This window comes from Streptomyces mirabilis, from assembly GCF_039503195.1.
Taxonomy (GTDB): Bacteria; Actinomycetota; Actinomycetes; order Streptomycetales; family Streptomycetaceae; genus Streptomyces; species Streptomyces mirabilis_D.
The window spans coordinates 3,497,557-3,517,194 of record NZ_JBCJKP010000001.1 but is presented as its reverse complement, the minus strand read 5'-3'; the positions used below and the strand labels follow the sequence as shown (position 1 = coordinate 3,517,194).

Below are 19,638 nucleotides of genomic sequence, written 5' to 3'. Positions count from 1 at the left end.
TGGCTGTCACTAGCCTCGAAGGTATGACTAGTCAGACCACCATCGACACGACGGGTTCGGGGGACAAGGCTCCGGTCGCTCCGTCGGACAAGGCGCCGTCCGACGGACTGCGCGGCCATCCGTGGTTCACCCTGTTCACCGTCGCCGTCGGCGTCATGATGGTCGCCCTGGACGGCACCATCGTGGCCATCGCCAACCCGGCCATCCAGAAGGACCTGGGCGCGAGCTTCGCCGACGTCCAGTGGATCACCAACGGCTACTTCCTCGCGCTCGCGGTCACCCTGATCACCGCGGGCAAGCTCGGTGACCGCTTCGGCCACCGCCAGACCTTCCTCATAGGCGTGGTCGGTTTCGCCGCGGCCTCCGGCGCGATCGGCTTCTCCAGCAGCATCGCCCTGGTCGTCACCTTCCGCGTCTTCCAGGGCCTGTTCGGCGCGCTGCTGATGCCGGCCGCGCTCGGCCTGCTGCGGGCCACCTTCCCGGCCGAGAAGCTGAACATGGCGATCGGCATCTGGGGCATGGTCATCGGCGCCTCCACCGCGGGCGGCCCGATCCTCGGCGGTCTGCTGGTCCAGCACGTCAGCTGGCAGTCGGTGTTCTTCATCAACGTGCCGGTGGGCATCATCGCGCTGGTCCTCGGCCTGATGATCCTCCTCGACCACCGCGCCGAGAACGCCCCCCGCTCCTTCGACGTCCTGGGCATCGCGCTGCTCTCCGGCGCCATGTTCTGCCTGGTGTGGGCGCTCATCAAAGCCCCGACCTGGGGCTGGGGCGACGGCCTGACCTGGACGTTCCTGGGCGCATCGGTGCTCGGCTTCGTGCTCTTCGCCCTGTGGGAGAAGCGCGTCGAGGAGCCGCTGATCCCGCTGGGGCTGTTCCGCTCCGTACCGCTGTCGGCCGGTGTGGTCCTCATGGTGCTGATGGCCATCGCCTTCCTGGGCGGCCTTTTCTTCGTCACGTTCTACTTGCAGAACGTGCACGGTATGAGCCCGGTCGACGCCGGTCTGCACCTCCTCCCGCTCACCGGAATGATGATCGTGGGCTCACCGCTGGCCGGCGCCCTGATCACCAAGACGGGCCCGCGCATCCCGCTCGCGGGCGGCATGGCCCTCACCGCGATCTCCATGTACGGCATGTCCACGCTGGACACGGGCACCAGCGGCGCCGTCATGTCGCTCTGGTTCGCCGGTCTCGGTCTCGGCCTCGCGCCGGTCATGGTCGGCGCCACCGAGGTCATCGTGGGCAACGCGCCGATGGAGCTCTCCGGTGTGGCCGGCGGCCTCCAGCAGGCCGCGATGCAGATCGGCGGCAGCCTCGGTACGGCCGTGCTGGGCGCCGTGATGGCCTCCAAGGTCGACGGCGACCTCGCGGGCAACTGGGCCGACGCCAAGCTGCCACCGCTCACCCCGGCCCAGCTCGACCAGGCCTCCGAAGCCGTCCAGGTCGGCGCCGCACCGGTCGCCCCGGGCACCCCGGCCGCACTCGTCGAGAAGATCACGACCGTCGCCCACGACACGTTCATCTCCGGCATGAGTCTGGCCTGCCTGGTCGCCGCCGGGGTCGCCGTCGTGGCGGTCCTCGTCGCGCTCCTCACCAAGCGGGGCGACAACGCCGAGGCGGCGGGGACGGGCGCGGGCCATATCTGAGTCTGCGCGTCTGACCAGCCCTGTTTTGCGCAGGTTTCACCTATCCGGGTGACACCGCCGAAGATCCCTCCCACCCGGCAGCCGTCGCACCTCACAGTGGGTCAAGTCCTCCGCACGACATGGGAGGACCACCGGAACTGCGGCGCGCTGCCGGAGGGGGCAGCGCGCCCGCAGTCCGAGAAGGCGCGGGCGGGGCGCCTCTTCAGGGGCGCGAGGAACTGCGCGCCCAGCCACATCGGACCCGCACCCGACAACGAGTCCCCGCGCGCTAGCGCGAACGCTCTTCCGCACCCTCTGGCACCGGGTGCCGAACCCCACCAGCCAGCGCAGCCACCTCCGCCCGGAGCGCCCGCACTTCCTCCGTGAGCGACTCGATCGCCGCCGTCTGCCGCCGCTCCTCCACGTCGTCCTTCTCGAACCGCGAGATGAACCACGCGGCGATGTTCGCGGTCACGACACCGAGCAACGCGATACCGGAGAGCATCAGCCCGACCGCGATCATCCGCCCGAGACCGGTGGTCGGCGCGTGATCCCCGTACCCCACCGTCGTCATCGTGGTGAACGACCACCACACGGCGTCACCCAGCGTCTTGATGTTCCCGTTCGGCGACTCCCGCTCCACCGACAGCACCGCGAGCGAGCCGAACATCAGCAGTCCGACGACCGCGCCCCCGACGTAGGTCGTCAGCCGGATCTGTTCATCCATCCGGGCCCGCCGCCCGACCAGCGTGAGCGTCGCGACGAGCCGCAGCAGTCGTAGCGGCTGGAGAATCGGCAGGATCACCGCGCACAGGTCCATCCAGTGCGTACGGACGAAGTCCCTGCGGTCCCGGACGAGTATGAGGCGCACGAGGTAGTCGGCGGCGAACGCGCCCCAGACCGTCCACTCCACGGCCGTGCACGCGCCGGTCAGGCCACGGCTCGCGTCGCTGTCCACGATCGGCACGGCGTAGGCGACGGCGAAGGCCACCGCGAGTCCCAGCAGGGGCCGCTGCGTGCGCTGCTCCCAACGGACCTGCACGGATTGCTCGTTCATGTCCGCATCGTAGGTGCAGACAGCACACGTAAGAGGCGCGGGAAACCGGCTGGCCGGCTCCCCGCGCCTCTCGTTCCTGTCGTTTGTTTCCCCGGCGCTCGCGCGGAGCGCCTACGCGTCGCCGCCCGCGGCTCCCGGGTCGGCCGACGCCACGTCGAGCAGCTGATAGCGGTCGATCGCCTGCTTCAGCACCGACCGGTCGACCTTGCCCTCACGGGCCAGTTCGGTCAGCACCGCGACCACGATCGACTGCGCGTCGATGTGGAAGAAGCGCCGCGCCGCGCCTCGCGTGTCCGCGAAGCCGAAGCCGTCCGCGCCCAGCGACTGGTACGTGCCCGGCACCCACCGCGAGATCTGGTCCGGAACCGATCGCATCCAGTCGGAGACGGCCACGAACGGACCCTCGGCGCCGCTCAGCTTCTGCGTCACGTACGGGACGCGCTGCTCCTCCTCGGGGTGCAGCAGATTGTGCCGCTCCACGTCGACGGCCTCGCGCCGCAGCTCGTTCCAGGAGGTCGCCGACCAGACGTCGGCGCGCACGTTCCACTCCTCGGCGAGGATCCGCTGCGCCTCGACCGCCCACGGCACGGCGACACCGGACGCCAGGATCTGCGCCGGGACGGAACCCGAAGTTCCTTCCGCGTAGCGGTGGATGCCCTTGAGGATGCCGTCCACATCGACGTCCGCGGGCTCGGCCGGGTGCTGGATCGGCTCGTTGTAGACGGTGAGGTAGTAGAAGACGTCCTCGCCGTGCGGGTGTTCGTCGGACGAGCCGTACATCCGGCGCAGACCGTCCTTGACGATGTGCGCGATCTCGAACCCGAACGCCGGGTCGTACGCGACACAGCCCGGGTTGGTCGAGGCGAGCAGCTGTGAGTGGCCGTCCGCGTGCTGAAGGCCCTCACCGGTCAGAGTCGTACGCCCGGCGGTCGCACCCAGGACGAAACCGCGCGCCAACTGGTCGGCCATCTGCCAGAACTGGTCACCGGTGCGCTGGAAACCGAACATCGAGTAGAAGACGTAGACCGGGATCAGCGGCTCGCCGTGCGTGGCGTACGCCGAACCCGCGGCGATCAGCGAAGCCGTGCAGCCCGCCTCCGAGATGCCGTCGTGCAGCATCTGACCGGTCGGCGACTCCTTGTAGGCCAGGAGCAGATCGCGGTCCACGGACTCGTACTGCTGACCGAGCGGGTTGTAGATCTTCGCGCTCGGGAAGAACGAGTCCATGCCGAACGTGCGGTACTCGTCGGGCGCGATCAGCACGAACCGCTTGCCGATCTCCTTGTCCCGCATGAGGTCCTTCAGCAGTCGTACGAACGCCATGGTCGTGGCGATCGACTGCTGACCGGAGCCCTTCTTCACACTCGCGTACGCCTTGTCGTCCGGCAGGGCCAGCGGCTGCGACCGTACGACGCGGGTGGGGACGTATCCGCCGAGCCCCTTGCGGCGGTCGTGCATGTACTGGATCTCTTCCGAGTTCCGGCCCGGGTGGTAGTACGGGGGCGCGCCGGACTCCAGCTCCTTGTCGGAGATCGGCAGGTGCAGACGGTCCCGGAAGCCCTTGAGGTCGGCGACCGTCAGCTTCTTCATCTGGTGCGTGGCGTTGCGGCCCTCGAAGTTCGGGCCGAGCGTCCAGCCCTTGACCGTCTGCGCCAGGATCACCGTCGGCTGGCCCGCGTGCGCCTTGGCCGCCGAGAACGCCGCGAAGATCTTCTTGTGGTCGTGACCGCCGCGCCCCAGGTGCAGGATCTGGTCGTCGGTCATGTTCTCGACCATCGCGCGCAGCCGGTGGTCGTCACCGAAGAAGTGCCGGCGGATGTAGTCGCCCGTCTCGGTGGCGTACGTCTGGAACTGGCCGTCCGGGGTGGTGTTCAGCTTGTTGACCAGCACGCCGTCGCGGTCCTGCGCGAGCAGCGGGTCCCAGGTGCGGTCCCAGACCAGCTTGATGACGTTCCAGCCGGCGCCCCGGAACTGGGACTCCAGCTCCTGGATGATCTTTCCGTTGCCGCGTACCGGGCCGTCGAGGCGCTGGAGGTTGCAGTTGACGACGAAGGTCAGGTTGTCCAGGCCCTCTCGAGCGGCGATGGACAGCTGTCCGAGCGATTCCGGCTCGTCCATCTCGCCGTCCCCGAGGAACGCCCAGACGTGTGACTTGGAGGTGTCCGCGATGCCGCGCGCCTCCATGTAGCGGTTCATCCGCGCCTGGAAGATCGCGCCGAGCGGACCGAGGCCCATGGAGACGGTCGGGAACTCCCAGAAGCCCGGCATCAGGCGGGGGTGCGGGTACGAGGACAGACCGTACGGGGCCTTCGACTTCTCCTGCCGGAACGCGTCGAGCTGCTGCTCGGAGAGCCGGTCGAGGAGGAACGCGCGGGCGTAGATACCGGGGGAGGCGTGCCCCTGGAAGAAGATCTGGTCGCCGCCGTCGCCCTCGTCCTTGCCACGGAAGAAGTGGTTGAAGCCGACGTCGTAGAGCGAGGCGGAGGAGGCGAAGGTGGCGATGTGACCGCCGACGCCGATGCCGGGACGCTGGGCGCGCGAGACCATCACGGCGGCGTTCCAACGGGTGGCGTTGAGGATCTTGCGCTCGATCTCCTCGTTGCCGGGGAAGAAGGGCTCGTCCTTGGTGGCGATCGTGTTGACGTAGTCCGTGCTGCGCATCTCGGGCACGGCCACGCGCTTCTCGCGGGCCCTCTCGATCAGCCGCAGCATCAGATAGCGGGCGCGCTCACGGCCGCGCTCGTCGACGGCGGCGTCGAGGGAGTCGAGCCACTCCTGGGTCTCTTCGGGGTCGAAGTCCGGGACCTGACTGGGAAGGCCGCCAATGATGATCGGATTGCGATCGGATCCGGAAACCACGCTGTTCCTTCACTGTCAGAGGGGCGTGTGAGGGCTGCCCGAGGGGTTGTCTGGGAAGCTGTCTGGGGCGGTTTTTCGGTCTGTCTGCACCGTTCCCCATCGTGTACCTCGGGAACGGAATCGTCATCTCTACCGAGAGGTAACCAACACATTCCTGCAGTTCGTTGGGACGTGCCCGACCAAAACGCAACGATACGCTCACTCCGTGACGCGTTCCGCAAAGTCGTTCGGGTCTCGTACGCTCCAAGGGTTCCGAAATTCATAAATGGGGCAGAAGGGTGTGGTGTGCGTCACTTGTGGCCTTGAATCCACGCCTGGGGTTGCGCCGACACCGCCGGGATCGTCACCGTTTCGGCGGTCTCGACGGCCGGGTACTTGCGCGATCCGCCCCGCCCGTGTGGACTACGGCCAATGCTTCGCGTACGCGCGTGGCTGAGACATCTACCGAAACATGATCAGGAGGCAAGCCGTGAGCGCGACCGCGGACCACGCGGAGGAGCGGACCAACCCGGCCGGCAGGCTGGGGTTCGAGCCCGGACAGGTGGTCCAGGAGATCGGCTTCGACGACGACGTTGACCACGAGCTCCGTGAAGGTATCGAATCGTTGATCGGCCAGGACCTGGTCGATGAGGACTACGACGACGTCGCTGACGTCGTGTTGCTGTGGTTCCGCGACGAGGACGGCGACCTTACGGACGCTCTGGTGGACGCCATCGGTCTCCTTGAGGACGGCGGCATGATCTGGCTGCTGACCCCGAAGACCGGCCGGGACGGCTACGTCGAGCCCAGCGACATCAGTGACGCCGCCCAGACTGCCGGCCTCTCCCAGACGAAGAGCATCTCGGTCGGGAAGGAGTGGTCGGGCACGCGTCTGGCCACGCCCAAGTCGAAGCGCTGAGCTCTCGCTCCGTCTGCCGCACCAAACCACCCAAGAGGCCCCCGTCGGCGTCCCGCCGTCGGGGGCCTCCCCCATGCCCCGGCCTCCCACGCGGCGGCCGGGGGCTCCGCGACCAGGCCTGTGGGGGCGCGCGAGCACCACCCACGTCGGACCACCGCACCGCCACACCCCACCCGAGCCCGGGCCCCGGGGCGGGCCGGCACCACCCGGATGGCGGCAGCCCCCACGAGACGTTGCACCCCGGGCGCGCCGCGTCGGGATGGGGGGTGGCGCGTGGGGCCCGTGGTCGGGGTGCGGCCGGTGGGGTGGGGGGTGCTGCGTAGGGTGGGGTTCACCCGAACAGGCCCTTGGAAGGGGAGCGTGTGACTATGGCGATCGAGGTCGGCACCGAGGCACCGGACTTCGAGCTCAAGGACAACCACGGCGCCACCGTGAAGCTGTCCGACTTCCGTGGTGAGAAGAACGTGGTGCTGCTCTTCTACCCGTTCGCCTTCACCGGCGTGTGCACCGGCGAGCTGTGTGCCCTGCGCGACGAACTGCCGAAGTTCGTCAACGACGACGTCCAGCTGCTGGCCGTCTCCAACGACTCCATCCACACCCTGCGCGTCTTCGGTGAGCAGGAGAGCCTGGAGTACCCGCTGCTCTCCGATTTCTGGCCGCACGGCAACACTTCGCGCGCGTACGGCGTCTTCGACGAGGACAAGGGTTGTGCCGTGCGCGGCACCTTCATCATCGACAAGGCGGGCGTCGTCCGCTGGACCGTCGTCAACGGTCTGCCGGACGCGCGTGACCTGAACGAGTACGTGAAGGCGCTCGACACTCTGTGAGCCCGACACCCTGTGATGGTTCGGTCGCAGGGCCTGCAGGGTGCGGGAACCCGTCACTAGGATCGACACGTTGATCCGATACCAACGCACGACGGGGCTCCCCGCCCCTGGACACCATTGGGAGGACTCGTGGGAGTCAGCCTCAGCAAGGGCGGCAACGTATCGCTGACCAAGGAGGCCCCGGGACTGACCGCGGTCATCGTCGGTCTGGGATGGGACGCCCGAACCACCACCGGCGTCGACTTCGACCTCGACGCCAGCGCCATCCTCACGAATGCGGACGGCAAGGTGAGCACCGACCAGAACTTTGTGTTCTTCAACAACCTGAAGAGCCCGGACGGTTCGGTCGAACACACCGGGGACAACATCACCGGTGAGGGCGAGGGCGACGACGAGCAGATCAAGGTCAACCTCGCCGCCGTGCCCGCCGACGTCCAGAAGATCGTGTTCCCGGTCTCCATCTACGACGCCGAGAACCGCCAGCAGTCCTTCGGCCAGGTCCGCAACGCGTTCATCCGCGTGGTGAACCAGGCCGGCGAGGCGGAGATCGCGCGCTACGACCTCTCCGAGGACGCCTCGACGGAGACCGCCATGGTCTTCGGCGAGCTGTACCGCAACGGCCCGGAGTGGAAGTTCCGCGCCATCGGCCAGGGCTACGCCTCGGGCCTGCGCGGCATCGCGCAGGACTTCGGCGTCAACGTCTGACACGACCGTCGGACGGGCCCGCGTCGGACGCGAACGTTTGATCTGAACGTTTGACGCGACCGTCCGACGTGAACGTCTGAGCCGTACGGCCTTCGGCTCCAGGCCCGGCGCCGCACGCTTCATGTGCGGCGCCGGGCCCGCTGTACCACCGCGCGCAGGCCGCGCGGAACAACTGAAAGTCTGACCTCGGGGAGGACCAGCATCATGGGCGTCACGCTCGCCAAGGGAGGCAATGTCTCCCTCTCCAAGGCCGCACCCAACCTCACGCACGTGATGGTCGGGCTCGGCTGGGACGCGCGCTCCACCACCGGAGCCGATTTCGACCTCGACGCCAGCGCTCTGCTGTGCAATTCCGGCCGGGTGCTCGGCGACGAATGGTTCATTTTCTACAACCAGCTCAAGAGCCCGGACGGCTCCGTGGAGCACACCGGTGACAACCTCACGGGTGAGGGCGAGGGCGACGACGAGTCGATCCTGATCGACCTCTCCAAGGTGCCGGCCAACGTCGACAAGATCGTCTTCCCGGTCTCCATCCATGACGCCGACAACCGCGGTCAGACCTTCGGCCAGGTCAGCAACGCGTTCATCCGCGTGGTCAACCAGGCCGACGGTCAGGAGCTGGCGCGCTACGACCTCTCCGAGGACGCCTCGACGGAAACAGCGATGATCTTCGGCGAGGTCTACCGCTACAACCAGGAGTGGAAGTTCCGAGCGGTCGGACAGGGGTACGCGTCCGGTCTGCGCGGCATCGCGCTCGACTTCGGAGTCAATGTTTCCTAGGGCCCGCCCGAGTCAGCCGAAGGGGCGGCCCTCTAGACTTCGTGGTCAACAGTAGGTAAAGCCGAGTACGGCGCGGGGGAGACCCGTACATACACGATGATTGGGTAGCCAGTGCTTCTGAAAACCTTCGGCTGGTCGTTTGCGGTCACCGCGCTCGGCTTGGTCGCAGCGGTGATCTACGGGGGGTGGACCGCCTTTGGCATCGTGGCGATCCTGGCCATCCTTGAGATCTCGCTGTCCTTCGACAACGCGGTGGTCAACGCCGGGATCCTGAAGAAGATGAGTGCCTTCTGGCAGAAGATCTTCCTCACGGTGGGTGTGCTGATCGCCGTCTTCGGTATGCGACTGGTCTTCCCCGTCGTGATCGTGGCGGTCACCGCCAAGAAGGGTCCGATCGAGGCGGTCAACCTCGCGCTGACCGACAAGGACCAGTACCAACAGCTGGTCACGGACGCCCACCCGGCGATCGCCGCCTTCGGTGGCATGTTCCTTCTGATGATCTTCCTCGACTTCATCTTCGAGGACCGGGACATCCAGTGGCTGCGCTGGATCGAGCGCCCGCTCGCCAAGCTCGGCAAGGTCGACATGCTGTCGGTCTGCATCGCCCTGGTCGTGCTGCTGGTCTCCTCCATGACCTTCGCGGTCCACGCCCACCAGCACGGCGGCGCGCACATCGACAAGGCGCAGACGGTGCTGATCGCCGGCATCGCGGGCCTGATCACGTACATGGTCGTCGGCGGACTCTCCGGCTACTTCGAGGACAGGCTCGAGGAAGAGGAGGAGCGGGAGCACGAGGAAGAGGAGGAGGCCGCGCGGACCGGCAAGAAGAAGCCGGCCGTCGTCCTCGCGGGTCAGGCCGCGTTCTTCATGTTCCTCTACCTCGAGGTCCTGGACGCGTCCTTCTCCTTCGACGGTGTCATCGGCGCCTTCGCCATCACCAACGACATCGTGCTGATGGCGCTCGGCCTCGGTATCGGCGCCATGTACGTCCGCTCGCTCACGGTCTACCTGGTCCGCCAGGGCACCCTCGACGACTACGTCTACCTGGAGCACGGCGCGCACTACGCCATCGGCGCCCTCGCCGTGATCCTCCTGGTCACCATCCAGTACCAGATCCACGAGGTCATCACCGGTCTCGTCGGTGTCGTCCTGATCGGCTGGTCCTTCTGGTCCTCGGTGCGTCGCAACAGCGCGCTCGCGGCGGCCGAGGGAAAAGCGACGGCCTCGGACGACAAGACTGAGGTCTCGTCCGGGGTGTGAGTCCGGGAGCGTGATTCCGGGAACGCTCTGAGCGGGGCGGCCGTCGAGGACGAGTCCTCGTGGCCGCCCCGTCGCATATCCAGGCAACGTGGGGGCGGGACAAGGCAATGGGCTTCTGGGACGACCTGTGGCGCGGACGCTCGACGGACTTCGACTCCGGCAGTGCCGCCACCAATTCCATAGAACTGACCAAGCGGAACCACACGGTCTCGCTCACCAAACAGGGCGCGGCCACCGGCAACCTGCGCATCAACCTGTCCTGGCGCATGCGCACGTCGGACATCGGCGGCGGCCAGCAGCGGGGCAGCCTGCTGCGGCACCCCTTCAAGACCTTCAAGCCGGACGTGGTCCAGGCGCACACCCAGAGCATGGTGAACGTCGACCTCGACCTGGGCGTCATGTACGAGCTCGCGGACGGCTCCAAGGGCGTGGTGCAGCCCCTGGGCAACTTCCTCGGCGACATCAACGACCCGCCGTACGTGAAGCTCAGCGGTGACGACCGGTTCGGTTCCGCGTCCGGCGAGACGGCCTACGTCAACCTCGACCACCGCGACGACATCAAACGGCTCCTGGTCTTCGTGTACATCTACGACCAGACGCCCGCCTTCGACCGTACGCACGCCATCATCACGCTCTACCCGAGCAACGGGCCCCGGATCGAGATCGGGCTCGACGAGCGGCATCCGCAGGCCCGCTCCTGCGCGGTCGTGATGATCGAGAACAACAAGGGCGAGATCACCGTGCGGCGTGAGGTGAAGTTCGTGTACGGCTTCCAGGCGGAGCTGGACCGGTTGTACGGGTGGGGGTTGCAGTGGGGACGGGGGTACAAGTCCAAGGCCGACCGTTGATGGTCGAATACAGCCCCGCGCCCCTTTCGGGGCGCTTCCCTAGCGGCCGATGAACTGTGGCCCCTGCGGCGGCAGCCTGAAGTCAGGGTCGGGGAGGGAGCCGACCGCCTGCGGGAAGCCGTAGGCCGGCTGGACGGCCGGGGCCGTCTGGGGCCCCGGGTATCCGTAGGCGGGCTGGCTGGTCGGCTGGGGGTAGCCGTACGCGGGCTGGGCGGGGGCCGTCTGCGCGGGCCCCGGATAGCCGTACGCGGGCTGCTGGGGCACCGGGGCGGCCTGCTCGGGCGGGAGCGGCACCGAGGTCTCCGGGGAGGCCGCGGGGTCCGCCCAGGCGGTGGCGTCGGGTACGGGCGCGACCGCCTCCGGCTCGGACTCGTCCACCGTGATCCCGAAGTCGGAGGCGAGCCCCTCCAGACCGTTCGGATAGCCCTCGCCGAGCGCCCGGAACTTCCAGCCCTGACCGCGCCGGTACAGTTCGCCGCAGATCAGCGCGGTCTCCGTACCGGTCTCCGGCTTGATGTCGAAGTAGGCCAGCGGCTCACCGTCGGACCCCGTCGTGCCGGTCGTGGCGGACGCGTCGTACAGCAGAATGCGTAGGGCGCGTACCTGGTCGAAGGTGACGCCGTCCGCCGATGCGACCAGCAGAATCTGTCCGACACCGGACTCGACACCCGCCAGATCCGTCTGGATGGTGTCGGTGAGGCCCTCGGCGACGCGTTTCTTGCCAAGTCGCCACACCTTGCCCGAGGGATGGCGTGGCTGGTTGTAGAAGACGAAGTCCTCGTCGGATCGCACACGACCGTCGGGACCGAGGAGCAGCGCCGAGACATCGACGTCGGGGACACCCTGCCCGGGTGTCCAGCGCAGCACGGCACGTACCGCTGTGGCGTCCAGCGGGACGTTAGACCCCTTCAGCATCGCGTGCGTCATGCGGTCATCCTGCCCTCTCGGTCCTGGTCACGACAACGCGGGGGTAAGGATTCCCGGTCGGGATGTGCGGGCAACCGACATGGCCGAGTTACCTGAACTTCACGCCTGGTGGGAACGACTGACATGGATTTGTACGTACTATTACCGGCCACATCACGTAGGTCCGCCTAGCCGCAACGGGGGAGTTTCATGCGTCATTTCGGGCATATCGCCCCTGAAGAGCGGCAGCGTCTCTTCCACCGGGAGCCGTGCGTCTTCACCGCCGACTCGCCCGCCCGCGTGCTCGCGGCGGCCCTCGGCGCCACCCTGTACAGCCCCGCGACCAGACCCCACCTCGCCGACGACGTCGTCAAGCAGGCCGGACGCGGCGTGGTCTCCATGGTCCTGTGCCTGGAGGACTCGATCGACGACGCCGAGGTCGTGGGCGCCGAGGAGAACCTGGTCCGGCAGTTCGCCGACCTCGCCGGACGGCCGGAGACCGACGGGCTCCCGCTGCTGTTCGTACGGGTCCGTGAGCCCGAGCAGATCCCGGACCTCGTCCGGCGGCTCGGCGCGTCCGTGCGGCTGCTGTCCGGGTTCGTCCTGCCGAAGTTCACCGAGGAGCGGGGCGTCCCGTTCATGGAGGCGCTCGCCGCGGCCGAGTCCGCGAGCGGCCGGCGGCTGTTCGCCATGCCTGTCCTGGAATCGCCCGGGCTGCTGTACCTGGAGAGCCGCCGGGAGACCCTGGTGGGCATCTCCCGGGTCGTCGACAAGTACCGCGACCGCGTCCTCGCGCTGCGCCTGGGCGTCACCGACTTCTGCTCGGCTTACGGGCTGCGCAGGGCGCCCGACATGACCGCCTACGACGTCCAGATCGTCGCCTCCGTGATCGCGGACGTGGTGAACATGCTGGGGCGCTCGGACGGCACCGGGTTCACGGTCACCGGGCCCGTGTGGGAGTACTTCCGGGTCCAGGAGCGCATGTTCAAGCCGCAGCTGCGCCGCAGCCCCTTCCAGGAGGGTGAGGTCGAGGAGCTGCGCCAGGCGCTGATCGAGCACGACCTGGACGGCCTGCTGCGCGAGATAGCCCTCGACCGGGCCAACGGTCTGCTCGGCAAGACCTGCATCCACCCCTCGCACGTCCCGGCGGTGCACGCGCTGTCCGTGGTCAGCCACGAGGAGTACAGCGACGCGCAGGACATCCTCAGGCCCGAGCGGGGCGGCGGGGGCGTGCTGAGGTCGGCGTATACGAACAAAATGAATGAAGTGAAGCCGCACCGCGCCTGGGCCGAGCGCACCCTCCAGCGCGCCGAGGTGTTCGGTGTGGCGAACGAGGACATCGGCTTCGTGGAACTGCTCGCGGCCGCCCTGCCTGCGTGAACCGCGCCGGCCCGACCGACCAACAAGGAATCGATGAAGAACGTGGTGTGGACGGGGACCTGGGTCGCCGAGCGACTGGGTGTCGAGCTCGTCGGTGACGAGAGGCTGAGCGACCTGCTGGGGCTCGCGCTGCGGCGCAACCCCCGCCGGGCGCATCTGCTCGTGTCGAACGTGCTCGGCAAGCACGTCCCGCAGTCACCGTCCGTGGTGTATGGACACGGGTTCGCGCTCGGCCGGCGGGTACGGGAGCTGCTCGGCGCCGAGGACGCCGGCGCCGCCGTCGTCCTCGGGTACGCCGAGACGGCCACCGGCCTCGGCCACTGCGTCGCCGACGGCGTGGGCCTCGCGCCCTACCTCCACTCGACCCGCCGCCCCGTGCCCGGCGTCGACACGGCGGGCGGCTTCGAGGAGTCCCACTCCCACGCCACCTCCCACCTCCTGCTGCCGGAGAACCCCGCGCTGCTGGCGGGCGCGGGCCCCCTGGTCCTCGTCGACGACGAGTTCTCCACCGGCAACACGGTCCTCAACACCATCCGCGACCTCCACGCCCGCTATCCGCGCGACCGCTATGTGGTCGTGGCCCTGGTCGACATGCGCTCGACCGCTGACCTGGGCCGTCTGGCGGAGTTCGCGACGGAGATCGGCGCACGGGTGGACCTGGTCGCCGCGGCGAGGGGCACCGTGAACCTCCCGGAGGGCGTCCTGGAGAAGGGCCAGGCACTGGTGGCGGAACACGAGACCACCCAGACCACCGAGCCCGCCGACAGCCGTCCCGGGCACCCCGGTGCCGCCCGGGTCGAGCTCGGCTGGCCCCGGGGTCTGCCCGACGGGGGGCGGCACGGCTTCACGCCCGGGCAACGAATACGGCTGGACGCGGCGCTGCCCGCGATGGCCGCGCGGGTCGCCGAAGCGCTGCCGGAGGGGGCGCGGCGCGTCCTCGTACTCGGCTTCGAGGAGCTGATGTACGCGCCGCTCAGGCTGGCCAGGGAGCTGGAGCAGGTGGTGTCCGCCGAGGTGCGGTACTCCACGACCACGCGCTCCCCGGTGCTCGCCCTCGACGACCCCGGTTACGCCATACGGACGCGCCTCGTCTTCCCGGCCCACGACGACCCCGACGACGGACCGGGTGAGCGGTACGCCTACAACGTCGCGGGTGCCGGATTCGACGCGGTCGTGGCCGTGGTCGACTCCGCCGCCGACACGCCCGCCCTGCATGCCCCCGACGGTCTGCTGGCCCAGCTCGCGGAGCACACCCCGAGCGTCCTGCTCGCCGTCGTTCCGTCGTACGTCCCCGCACGGCCGTCCACCGAAAGGCCCTCCATGCTCCCCGAGCCCCTCCGCGGCCCAGCCTTCTCCTCGTACGCGCCCGACGAGGTCGGCTGGCTGCTGCAGGACCTCTCGGACGTGACGCTGGAGGCGCCGACCGAGGAGCGCGAGGAGGCGATCCAGAGCGGCGGCGCCCACTACGCGGAGTCGCTGCCGGTCGAGTACCAGCCGAGCACCCAGTACCAGGAGCTGTTCCAGACGGCCCTCGGCACCTCGGCCGCCCGGATCGCCCAGGCCGTCGGCGCCGTCACCGAGCTGGTGCTCGCCGAACGCTCTCCGCACCCCGTACTCGTCTCGCTGGCCCGCGCGGGCACCCCCGTCGGTGTCCTGATGCGCCGCTGGGCCCAGCACCGGCACGGCCTCGACCTGCCGCACTACGCCGTCTCCATCGTCCGTGGCCGCGGCATCGACGCCAACGCGCTGCGCTGGCTGGCCGCCCACCACGACCCGGCCGACGTCGTGTTCGTCGACGGCTGGACCGGCAAGGGCGCCATCACCCGCGAACTCACCGAGGCCATCAGGGAGTTCGAGTCCGCCGAGGGCGTCACCGGCTTCGATCCGGAGATCGCGGTCCTCGCCGACCCGGGCTCGTGCGTACGGACGTACGGCACCCGCGAGGACTTCCTCATCCCCTCCGCCTGCCTCAACTCGACGGTATCAGGCCTGATTTCGCGTACCGTGCTGCGCTCGGACCTGGTCGGCGAGTACGACTTCCACGGCGCGAAGTTCTACCGCGAGCTCGCCGGCTCCGACGTCTCCGTCGACTTCCTGGACGCCGTCGCCGCCCACTTCCCCGACGTCGCCGACGCGGCATGCGCCCAGGCCAAGGAGCTCCTCGCCACCGACCGCACCCCCACCTGGGAGGGCTGGGCGGCCGTCGAGCGGATCAGCGAGGAGTACGAGATCCACGACGTGAACCTCGTCAAGCCGGGCGTCGGCGAGACCACCCGCGTGCTGCTGCGCCGCGTCCCCTGGAAGATCCTGGCGCGCGCCGGAGCGGGCACCGACCTCGACCACGTACGCCTGCTCGCCCAGCAGCGCGGGGTGCCCGTCGAGGAGGTCGACGAACTCCCTTACACCTGCGTGGGGTTGATCCACCCGAAGTACACGCGCGGCGCGACCGGCGCCGACGGCAAGGCGGTGACGGTCTGATGGCCGCGCCCAAGGTGCTCGTCGCCAGCGATCTCGACCGTACGCTGATCTACTCCTCCGCCGCCCTCGCGCTGACCATGCCCGACGCGCGGGCGCCCCGGCTGCTCTGCGTCGAGGTGCACGAGGCCAGGCCGCTGTCGTACATGACCGAGACGGCCGCCGCGCTGCTCACCGAGCTCGGCGACACGGCCCACTTCGTGCCGACCACGACGCGCACCCGCAAGCAGTACCAGCGCATCAACCTGCCCGGCCCCGCGCCCGAGTACGCGATCTGCGCCAACGGCGGGCATCTGCTCGTCGACGGTGTCTCCGACCCCGACTGGCACGCGGCAGTGACCGCGCGGCTCGCCGACGAGTGCGCGCCGCTGGCCGAGGTACGGGACCACCTCGTGGCCACCGCCGATCCGGCCTGGGTCCGCAAGCACCGGGTCGCCGAGGACCTGTTCGCCTATCTGGTGGTGGAGCGCGAGCTGCTGCCCGAGGAGTGGGTGAAGGAGCTCGCCGTCTGGGCGGAGAGCCGTGGCTGGACGGTGTCGCTGCAGGGCCGCAAGATCTACGCCGTGCCGAAGCCGCTCACCAAGAGCGCGGCCGTGCGCGAGGTCGCCCGCCGCACCGGCGCCCTTCTCACGCTCGCCGCCGGTGACTCCCTTCTCGACGCCGACCTGCTGCTCGCCGCCGACCGCGGCTGGCGGCCCGGCCACGGGGAACTGGCCGAGGCCGACTGGACGGCGCCGGCGATCACCGCCCTCCCGGAGCGGGGGGTCTCGGCGGGGGAGCGGATCCTGCGGGAGTTCGCGCACGCCTGCCGACCGGGCGCGGTCTGAAAGCGGGCCGGGCGCGGCCTGAGGGGCAGCGGGGCGTGGTCCGAGGGCGAGCCGGGCGCGGTCTCAGCGGGAGCCGTGCCCGGCCTGTGCGGGTGCCACGTACGGCCTGAGAGTGCGACACGCCCGGGCCGCACGGAGGATTCGGGCGAAGAAAAGCTGAAGACTTCCTGAAAAATCCTGGTCGATCAGCCGCAGCACCCGCCGCCGCAGCACCCGCCTCCGCCCCCTGCGGACGGGCCCGGGGAAGGCGCGGACGCCGACCCGCCGGTGGCGACCGCGACGGTCGACAGGAGTTTCACCGTGTCGTCGTGCCCGGCGGGACAGTCCGCCGGAGCGGCGGATTCCGCCATCGGGCGGCTCAGTTCGAAGGTGTCGCCGCAGGTCCGGCAGCGGTACTCGTAGCGAGGCATACGCACAGGTTAGCGGCCGGGAGCCGACGATCGAAGCGTTCCACGGCCCGGTCGCGCACCGGGTCGCGCCGTGACCCGGAACCCGGACCTCCTCGATTCCTCCCCGATTCCCGCCCGGTGCCTTCAGAGGGCCGACTTGACCTGCTGAACATTTCTGTCTGGTTCCTGGGCGAGGAGATCGTATTAGTCGCTGATAATTTAAGAGGGCCGCGACGAGCCGCAAGGTCGGGGAGGGGGGCTCGCAGCCGCATGTGCGGCAGCTGCATCTACCCGCGCGCGCAATTCCGAAGTGCGGAGGGAGACGCAGTGACCGAGGCATGGCATCGAACAGATGCCCCGCAACTCCTGGGCCGTCCACGCGCCGGAGCCGTCCGTGGCTAGCGGGGAGGGCGACGACCGCCGGAATCGCCGCGGGCTCGGTCCGCAACGGCCCGCGAGCCGTCGTACGGAAGACCCTGCGAGCCGTCGTGCGGAAGACTCCGCGAGCCGTCGTGCGGAAGACTCCGCGAGCCCTCGTACGGAAGACACGGGGAACGAGACTCCCGCCGAGCGAACCACTCAGCTTCGCCTCCCGCCCGGCGTCGAGGAGACCACTCAGCTCCGCCTCCCGCCCCGCGCCGAGGAGACCACTCAGCTCCGCCTCCCGCCCGGCGCCGAACGTCCCGCCGAGAAGACCACGCAGCTTCGCGTCCCCTCGCGCGCCGAGATCGAGGCGCGCTCAGGTGCCGAGGACCCCGCACAACGCGCCGATCGAGGGGCGACTTCCGGCCATCGCGGCACCCGCCGTAAACCGGCCATGCCCTCCGCGCTCGCCGGACGCTGGGCGCGCATCGCGCGCCGCCTGAAACCGGCGTACCCGCGCCCCGGCCGCACCGGCTGGCGGCGCTGGGTGCCCTCCTGGCGTCAGTGGCTGGGAGCCTGGGGCCTGGCCATCGGGCTGAGCGGAACGTTCCTGGTGATCGCCTACGCTGCGACAGACATACCCCAGAACCTCAATACGTACGCCACCCAGCAGGACAACGTCTACTTCTGGTCCGACGGGACGCCCATGGCCCGTACCGGATGGGTGCGGCGGCAGGCGATGCCGCTGAAGGACATACCCCAGGACGTGCGCTGGGCGGTGCTGGCCGCGGAGAACCAGAGCTTCTACTCCGACCCGGGCATCTCCTTCAAGGGCATCACCCGCGCCCTGGTGCGCACGATCGGCGAGGGCAACACCGAGGGCGGCTCGACGATCACCCAGCAGTACGTCAAGAACGTCTATCTGAACCAGAACCGCTCGGTGAGCCGCAAGTTCACCGAGGCGATGATCTCCCTCAAGCTCGACCAGAAGATGAGCAAGGACAAGATCCTCGAGGGCTATCTCAACACCAGCTGGTTCGGCCGCGGCACGTACGGCATCCAGCGCGCCGCCCAGGCCTACTACGGCAAGGACGTCGGCGAACTCAACGCCAGCGAGGCCGCGATGCTCGCGTCCCTGCTGAAGGGCGCCGGCCTGTACGACCCCACCCTGAGCCAGGCGAACCACAAGCGCGCCGTGGAGCGCTGGTCCTGGATCCTCGACCGCATGGTCAAGATCGGGAAGCTGTCGCCGGCCGAGCGGGCCAAGTACACGAAGTTCCCCGAGCCGACCACGCAGTCCCAGACCTTCGACACCGGCAAGCAGAGCGACTACCTGGTGGAGCTCGCGACCCAGTACGCCAAGAAGGCCGGGCACATCTCGGACCAGCAGTTCGACCTGGGCGGCTACCAGATCTACACGACCTTCGACCGGAAGCGGGAGACGGCGCTCGCCGACGCCGTGACCAAGGCCCGCAACAAGGCCCTGAAGGACGACCCCAAGGGGGCGAAGACCGCCCACTACGGGGCCTCCTCGGTGGCTGCCGACGGCAAGATCCTCGCCGTCTACGGCGGCCCCGACCACCGTACACAGGGCTACAACGAGTCCAACGCGAGCACCGTCCCGGCCGGTTCGGCGTTCCTGCCGTTCGTCTACGCGGCCGGGCTGGAACACGGCGTCCACAAGACCCGCGACAGTACGGCGACACCGGTCACGCCGGAGACGCTCTACGACGGTGACGACAACATCCCTGTCACCACACCCGAAGGGCCCTACTGGGACCGCGCGAACAAGAAGGTCGCCGCCCACAACGACGGCAACAAGTCCTGGGGGCAGATCAGCCTGCGCAAGGCGCTCGCCGAGTCCGTGAACGTGCCGTTCATGCAGCTCGGCATGGACACGGGCCTGGACAAGGTGCGGCAGACCGCCGAAGCGGCCGGGCTGCTCTCGTCGACCATGGGTCCCCAGGTGCCCGCGCTGTCCCTGGGCAACTCCACGCCCAGCGCGATCCGGATGGCCAACGCCTACGCCACCTTCGCCGCGGGCGGGTCGCACACCGAGCCGTACTCCGTGCGACGCATCACCCGCAACGGCTCCCAGGTCGCCCTGGACACCCCCCGACCCAAGCGCGCGGTGAGCCCCGAGGTGGCCCGCGAGGTCACCGAGGGGCTCACGGACGCCTTCGGCGCGGCGCACCCCTCCGCGGCCCTGAGCGCACCGGAGACGGCAGGGAAGGCCGGCACCACGGCGGACGACACCGCCGCCTGGTACGTCGGCACGAACCGTTCCGTGTCGACCGCCGTCGTCCTCTACCGCATCGACCTGGCCAAGAGCCTCGAACCACTGCCGCTCAAGGGGCTCGCCGGCACGTCCGCCGACGACGTCCCGTACGGCATCTGGGCCGGCGCCATGAGTCCGCTCGGCTGACCGCGACGGCCACG

At 69.1% G+C, this 19,638-nt stretch carries 15 protein-coding genes; 11 read left to right on the top strand and 4 right to left on the bottom strand.

What is annotated here, in order from left to right; genetic code table 11:
• The first annotated feature begins 23 nt into the window (after positions 1 to 23).
• The gene (locus AAFF41_RS16565) at positions 24 to 1,646 is read left to right on the top strand and encodes an MFS transporter (protein ID WP_343324137.1); all 1,623 of its coding nucleotides are present in this window, start codon (positions 24 to 26) and stop codon (positions 1,644 to 1,646) included.
• Between the two features lie 268 nt (positions 1,647 to 1,914).
• Here AAFF41_RS16565 and AAFF41_RS16560 read toward each other — a convergent pair whose 3' ends face one another.
• Both AAFF41_RS16560 and aceE read right to left on the bottom strand, forming a co-directional pair.
• Complete coding sequence (locus AAFF41_RS16560) at positions 1,915 to 2,682, bottom strand: potassium channel family protein (protein WP_319743893.1); 768 nt, start codon at positions 2,680 to 2,682, stop codon at positions 1,915 to 1,917.
• A 111-nt stretch (positions 2,683 to 2,793) separates the two neighbouring features.
• Complete coding sequence (aceE, locus tag AAFF41_RS16555) at positions 2,794 to 5,541, bottom strand: pyruvate dehydrogenase (acetyl-transferring), homodimeric type (RefSeq protein ID WP_060896035.1); 2,748 nt, start codon at positions 5,539 to 5,541, stop codon at positions 2,794 to 2,796.
• 469 nt (positions 5,542 to 6,010) lie between these two features.
• Between aceE and AAFF41_RS16550 the strand changes: the two genes are divergently transcribed.
• The 6 genes from AAFF41_RS16550 (at position 6,011) to AAFF41_RS16525 (ending at position 10,859) form a co-directional block, all read left to right on the top strand.
• Complete coding sequence (locus tag AAFF41_RS16550; protein WP_054231000.1) at positions 6,011 to 6,439, top strand: DUF3052 domain-containing protein; 429 nt, start codon at positions 6,011 to 6,013, stop codon at positions 6,437 to 6,439.
• A gap of 368 nt (positions 6,440 to 6,807) precedes the next feature.
• Positions 6,808 to 7,266: a peroxiredoxin gene (locus tag AAFF41_RS16545; protein WP_060896037.1), complete on the top strand. Its 459-nt coding sequence runs from the start codon at positions 6,808 to 6,810 to the stop codon at positions 7,264 to 7,266.
• A 129-nt stretch (positions 7,267 to 7,395) separates the two neighbouring features.
• Positions 7,396 to 7,971, top strand: coding sequence for a TerD family protein (locus AAFF41_RS16540; protein WP_054230998.1), 576 nt, complete (start codon positions 7,396 to 7,398; stop codon positions 7,969 to 7,971).
• A gap of 204 nt (positions 7,972 to 8,175) precedes the next feature.
• Complete coding sequence (locus tag AAFF41_RS16535; RefSeq protein ID WP_343324136.1) at positions 8,176 to 8,751, top strand: TerD family protein; 576 nt, start codon at positions 8,176 to 8,178, stop codon at positions 8,749 to 8,751.
• Between the two features lie 111 nt (positions 8,752 to 8,862).
• The gene (locus AAFF41_RS16530) at positions 8,863 to 10,011 is read left to right on the top strand and encodes a DUF475 domain-containing protein (protein WP_097284526.1); all 1,149 of its coding nucleotides are present in this window, start codon (positions 8,863 to 8,865) and stop codon (positions 10,009 to 10,011) included.
• Between the two features lie 107 nt (positions 10,012 to 10,118).
• The gene (locus AAFF41_RS16525; RefSeq protein WP_060896039.1) at positions 10,119 to 10,859 is read left to right on the top strand and encodes a TerD family protein; all 741 of its coding nucleotides are present in this window, start codon (positions 10,119 to 10,121) and stop codon (positions 10,857 to 10,859) included.
• A 39-nt stretch (positions 10,860 to 10,898) separates the two neighbouring features.
• Here AAFF41_RS16525 and AAFF41_RS16520 read toward each other — a convergent pair whose 3' ends face one another.
• Positions 10,899 to 11,786, bottom strand: a complete 888-nt coding sequence (locus tag AAFF41_RS16520) for a TerD family protein (protein WP_097284525.1) — start codon at positions 11,784 to 11,786, stop codon at positions 10,899 to 10,901.
• A 189-nt stretch (positions 11,787 to 11,975) separates the two neighbouring features.
• Between AAFF41_RS16520 and AAFF41_RS16515 the strand changes: the two genes are divergently transcribed.
• Genes AAFF41_RS16515 through AAFF41_RS16505 form a run of 3 tightly spaced genes read left to right on the top strand, consistent with a single transcriptional unit; the run spans position 11,976 to position 16,447 of the window.
• A complete protein-coding gene (locus AAFF41_RS16515) occupies positions 11,976 to 13,145 on the top strand; it encodes an HpcH/HpaI aldolase/citrate lyase family protein (RefSeq protein WP_060896041.1) in 1,170 nt (389 codons plus the stop codon).
• Positions 13,146 to 13,178: 33 nt separating this feature from the next.
• Positions 13,179 to 15,623, top strand: a complete 2,445-nt coding sequence (locus AAFF41_RS16510) for a phosphoribosyltransferase (RefSeq protein WP_343324135.1) — start codon at positions 13,179 to 13,181, stop codon at positions 15,621 to 15,623.
• A complete protein-coding gene (locus AAFF41_RS16505) occupies positions 15,623 to 16,447 on the top strand; it encodes an HAD family hydrolase (protein WP_343324134.1) in 825 nt (274 codons plus the stop codon). The genes AAFF41_RS16510 and AAFF41_RS16505 overlap by 1 nt, the downstream gene beginning before the upstream one ends.
• 185 nt (positions 16,448 to 16,632) lie before the next feature.
• Here the strand turns inward: AAFF41_RS16505 and AAFF41_RS16500 are convergent, their stop codons facing one another.
• Positions 16,633 to 16,857: an FmdB family zinc ribbon protein gene (locus AAFF41_RS16500; RefSeq protein ID WP_079089420.1), complete on the bottom strand. Its 225-nt coding sequence runs from the start codon at positions 16,855 to 16,857 to the stop codon at positions 16,633 to 16,635.
• A 796-nt stretch (positions 16,858 to 17,653) separates the two neighbouring features.
• On the opposite strand from AAFF41_RS16500, the gene AAFF41_RS16495 reads away from it, so the two are divergent.
• Positions 17,654 to 19,624: a transglycosylase domain-containing protein gene (locus AAFF41_RS16495; protein WP_319744510.1), complete on the top strand. Its 1,971-nt coding sequence runs from the start codon at positions 17,654 to 17,656 to the stop codon at positions 19,622 to 19,624.
• Positions 19,625 to 19,638 lie beyond the last annotated feature (14 nt).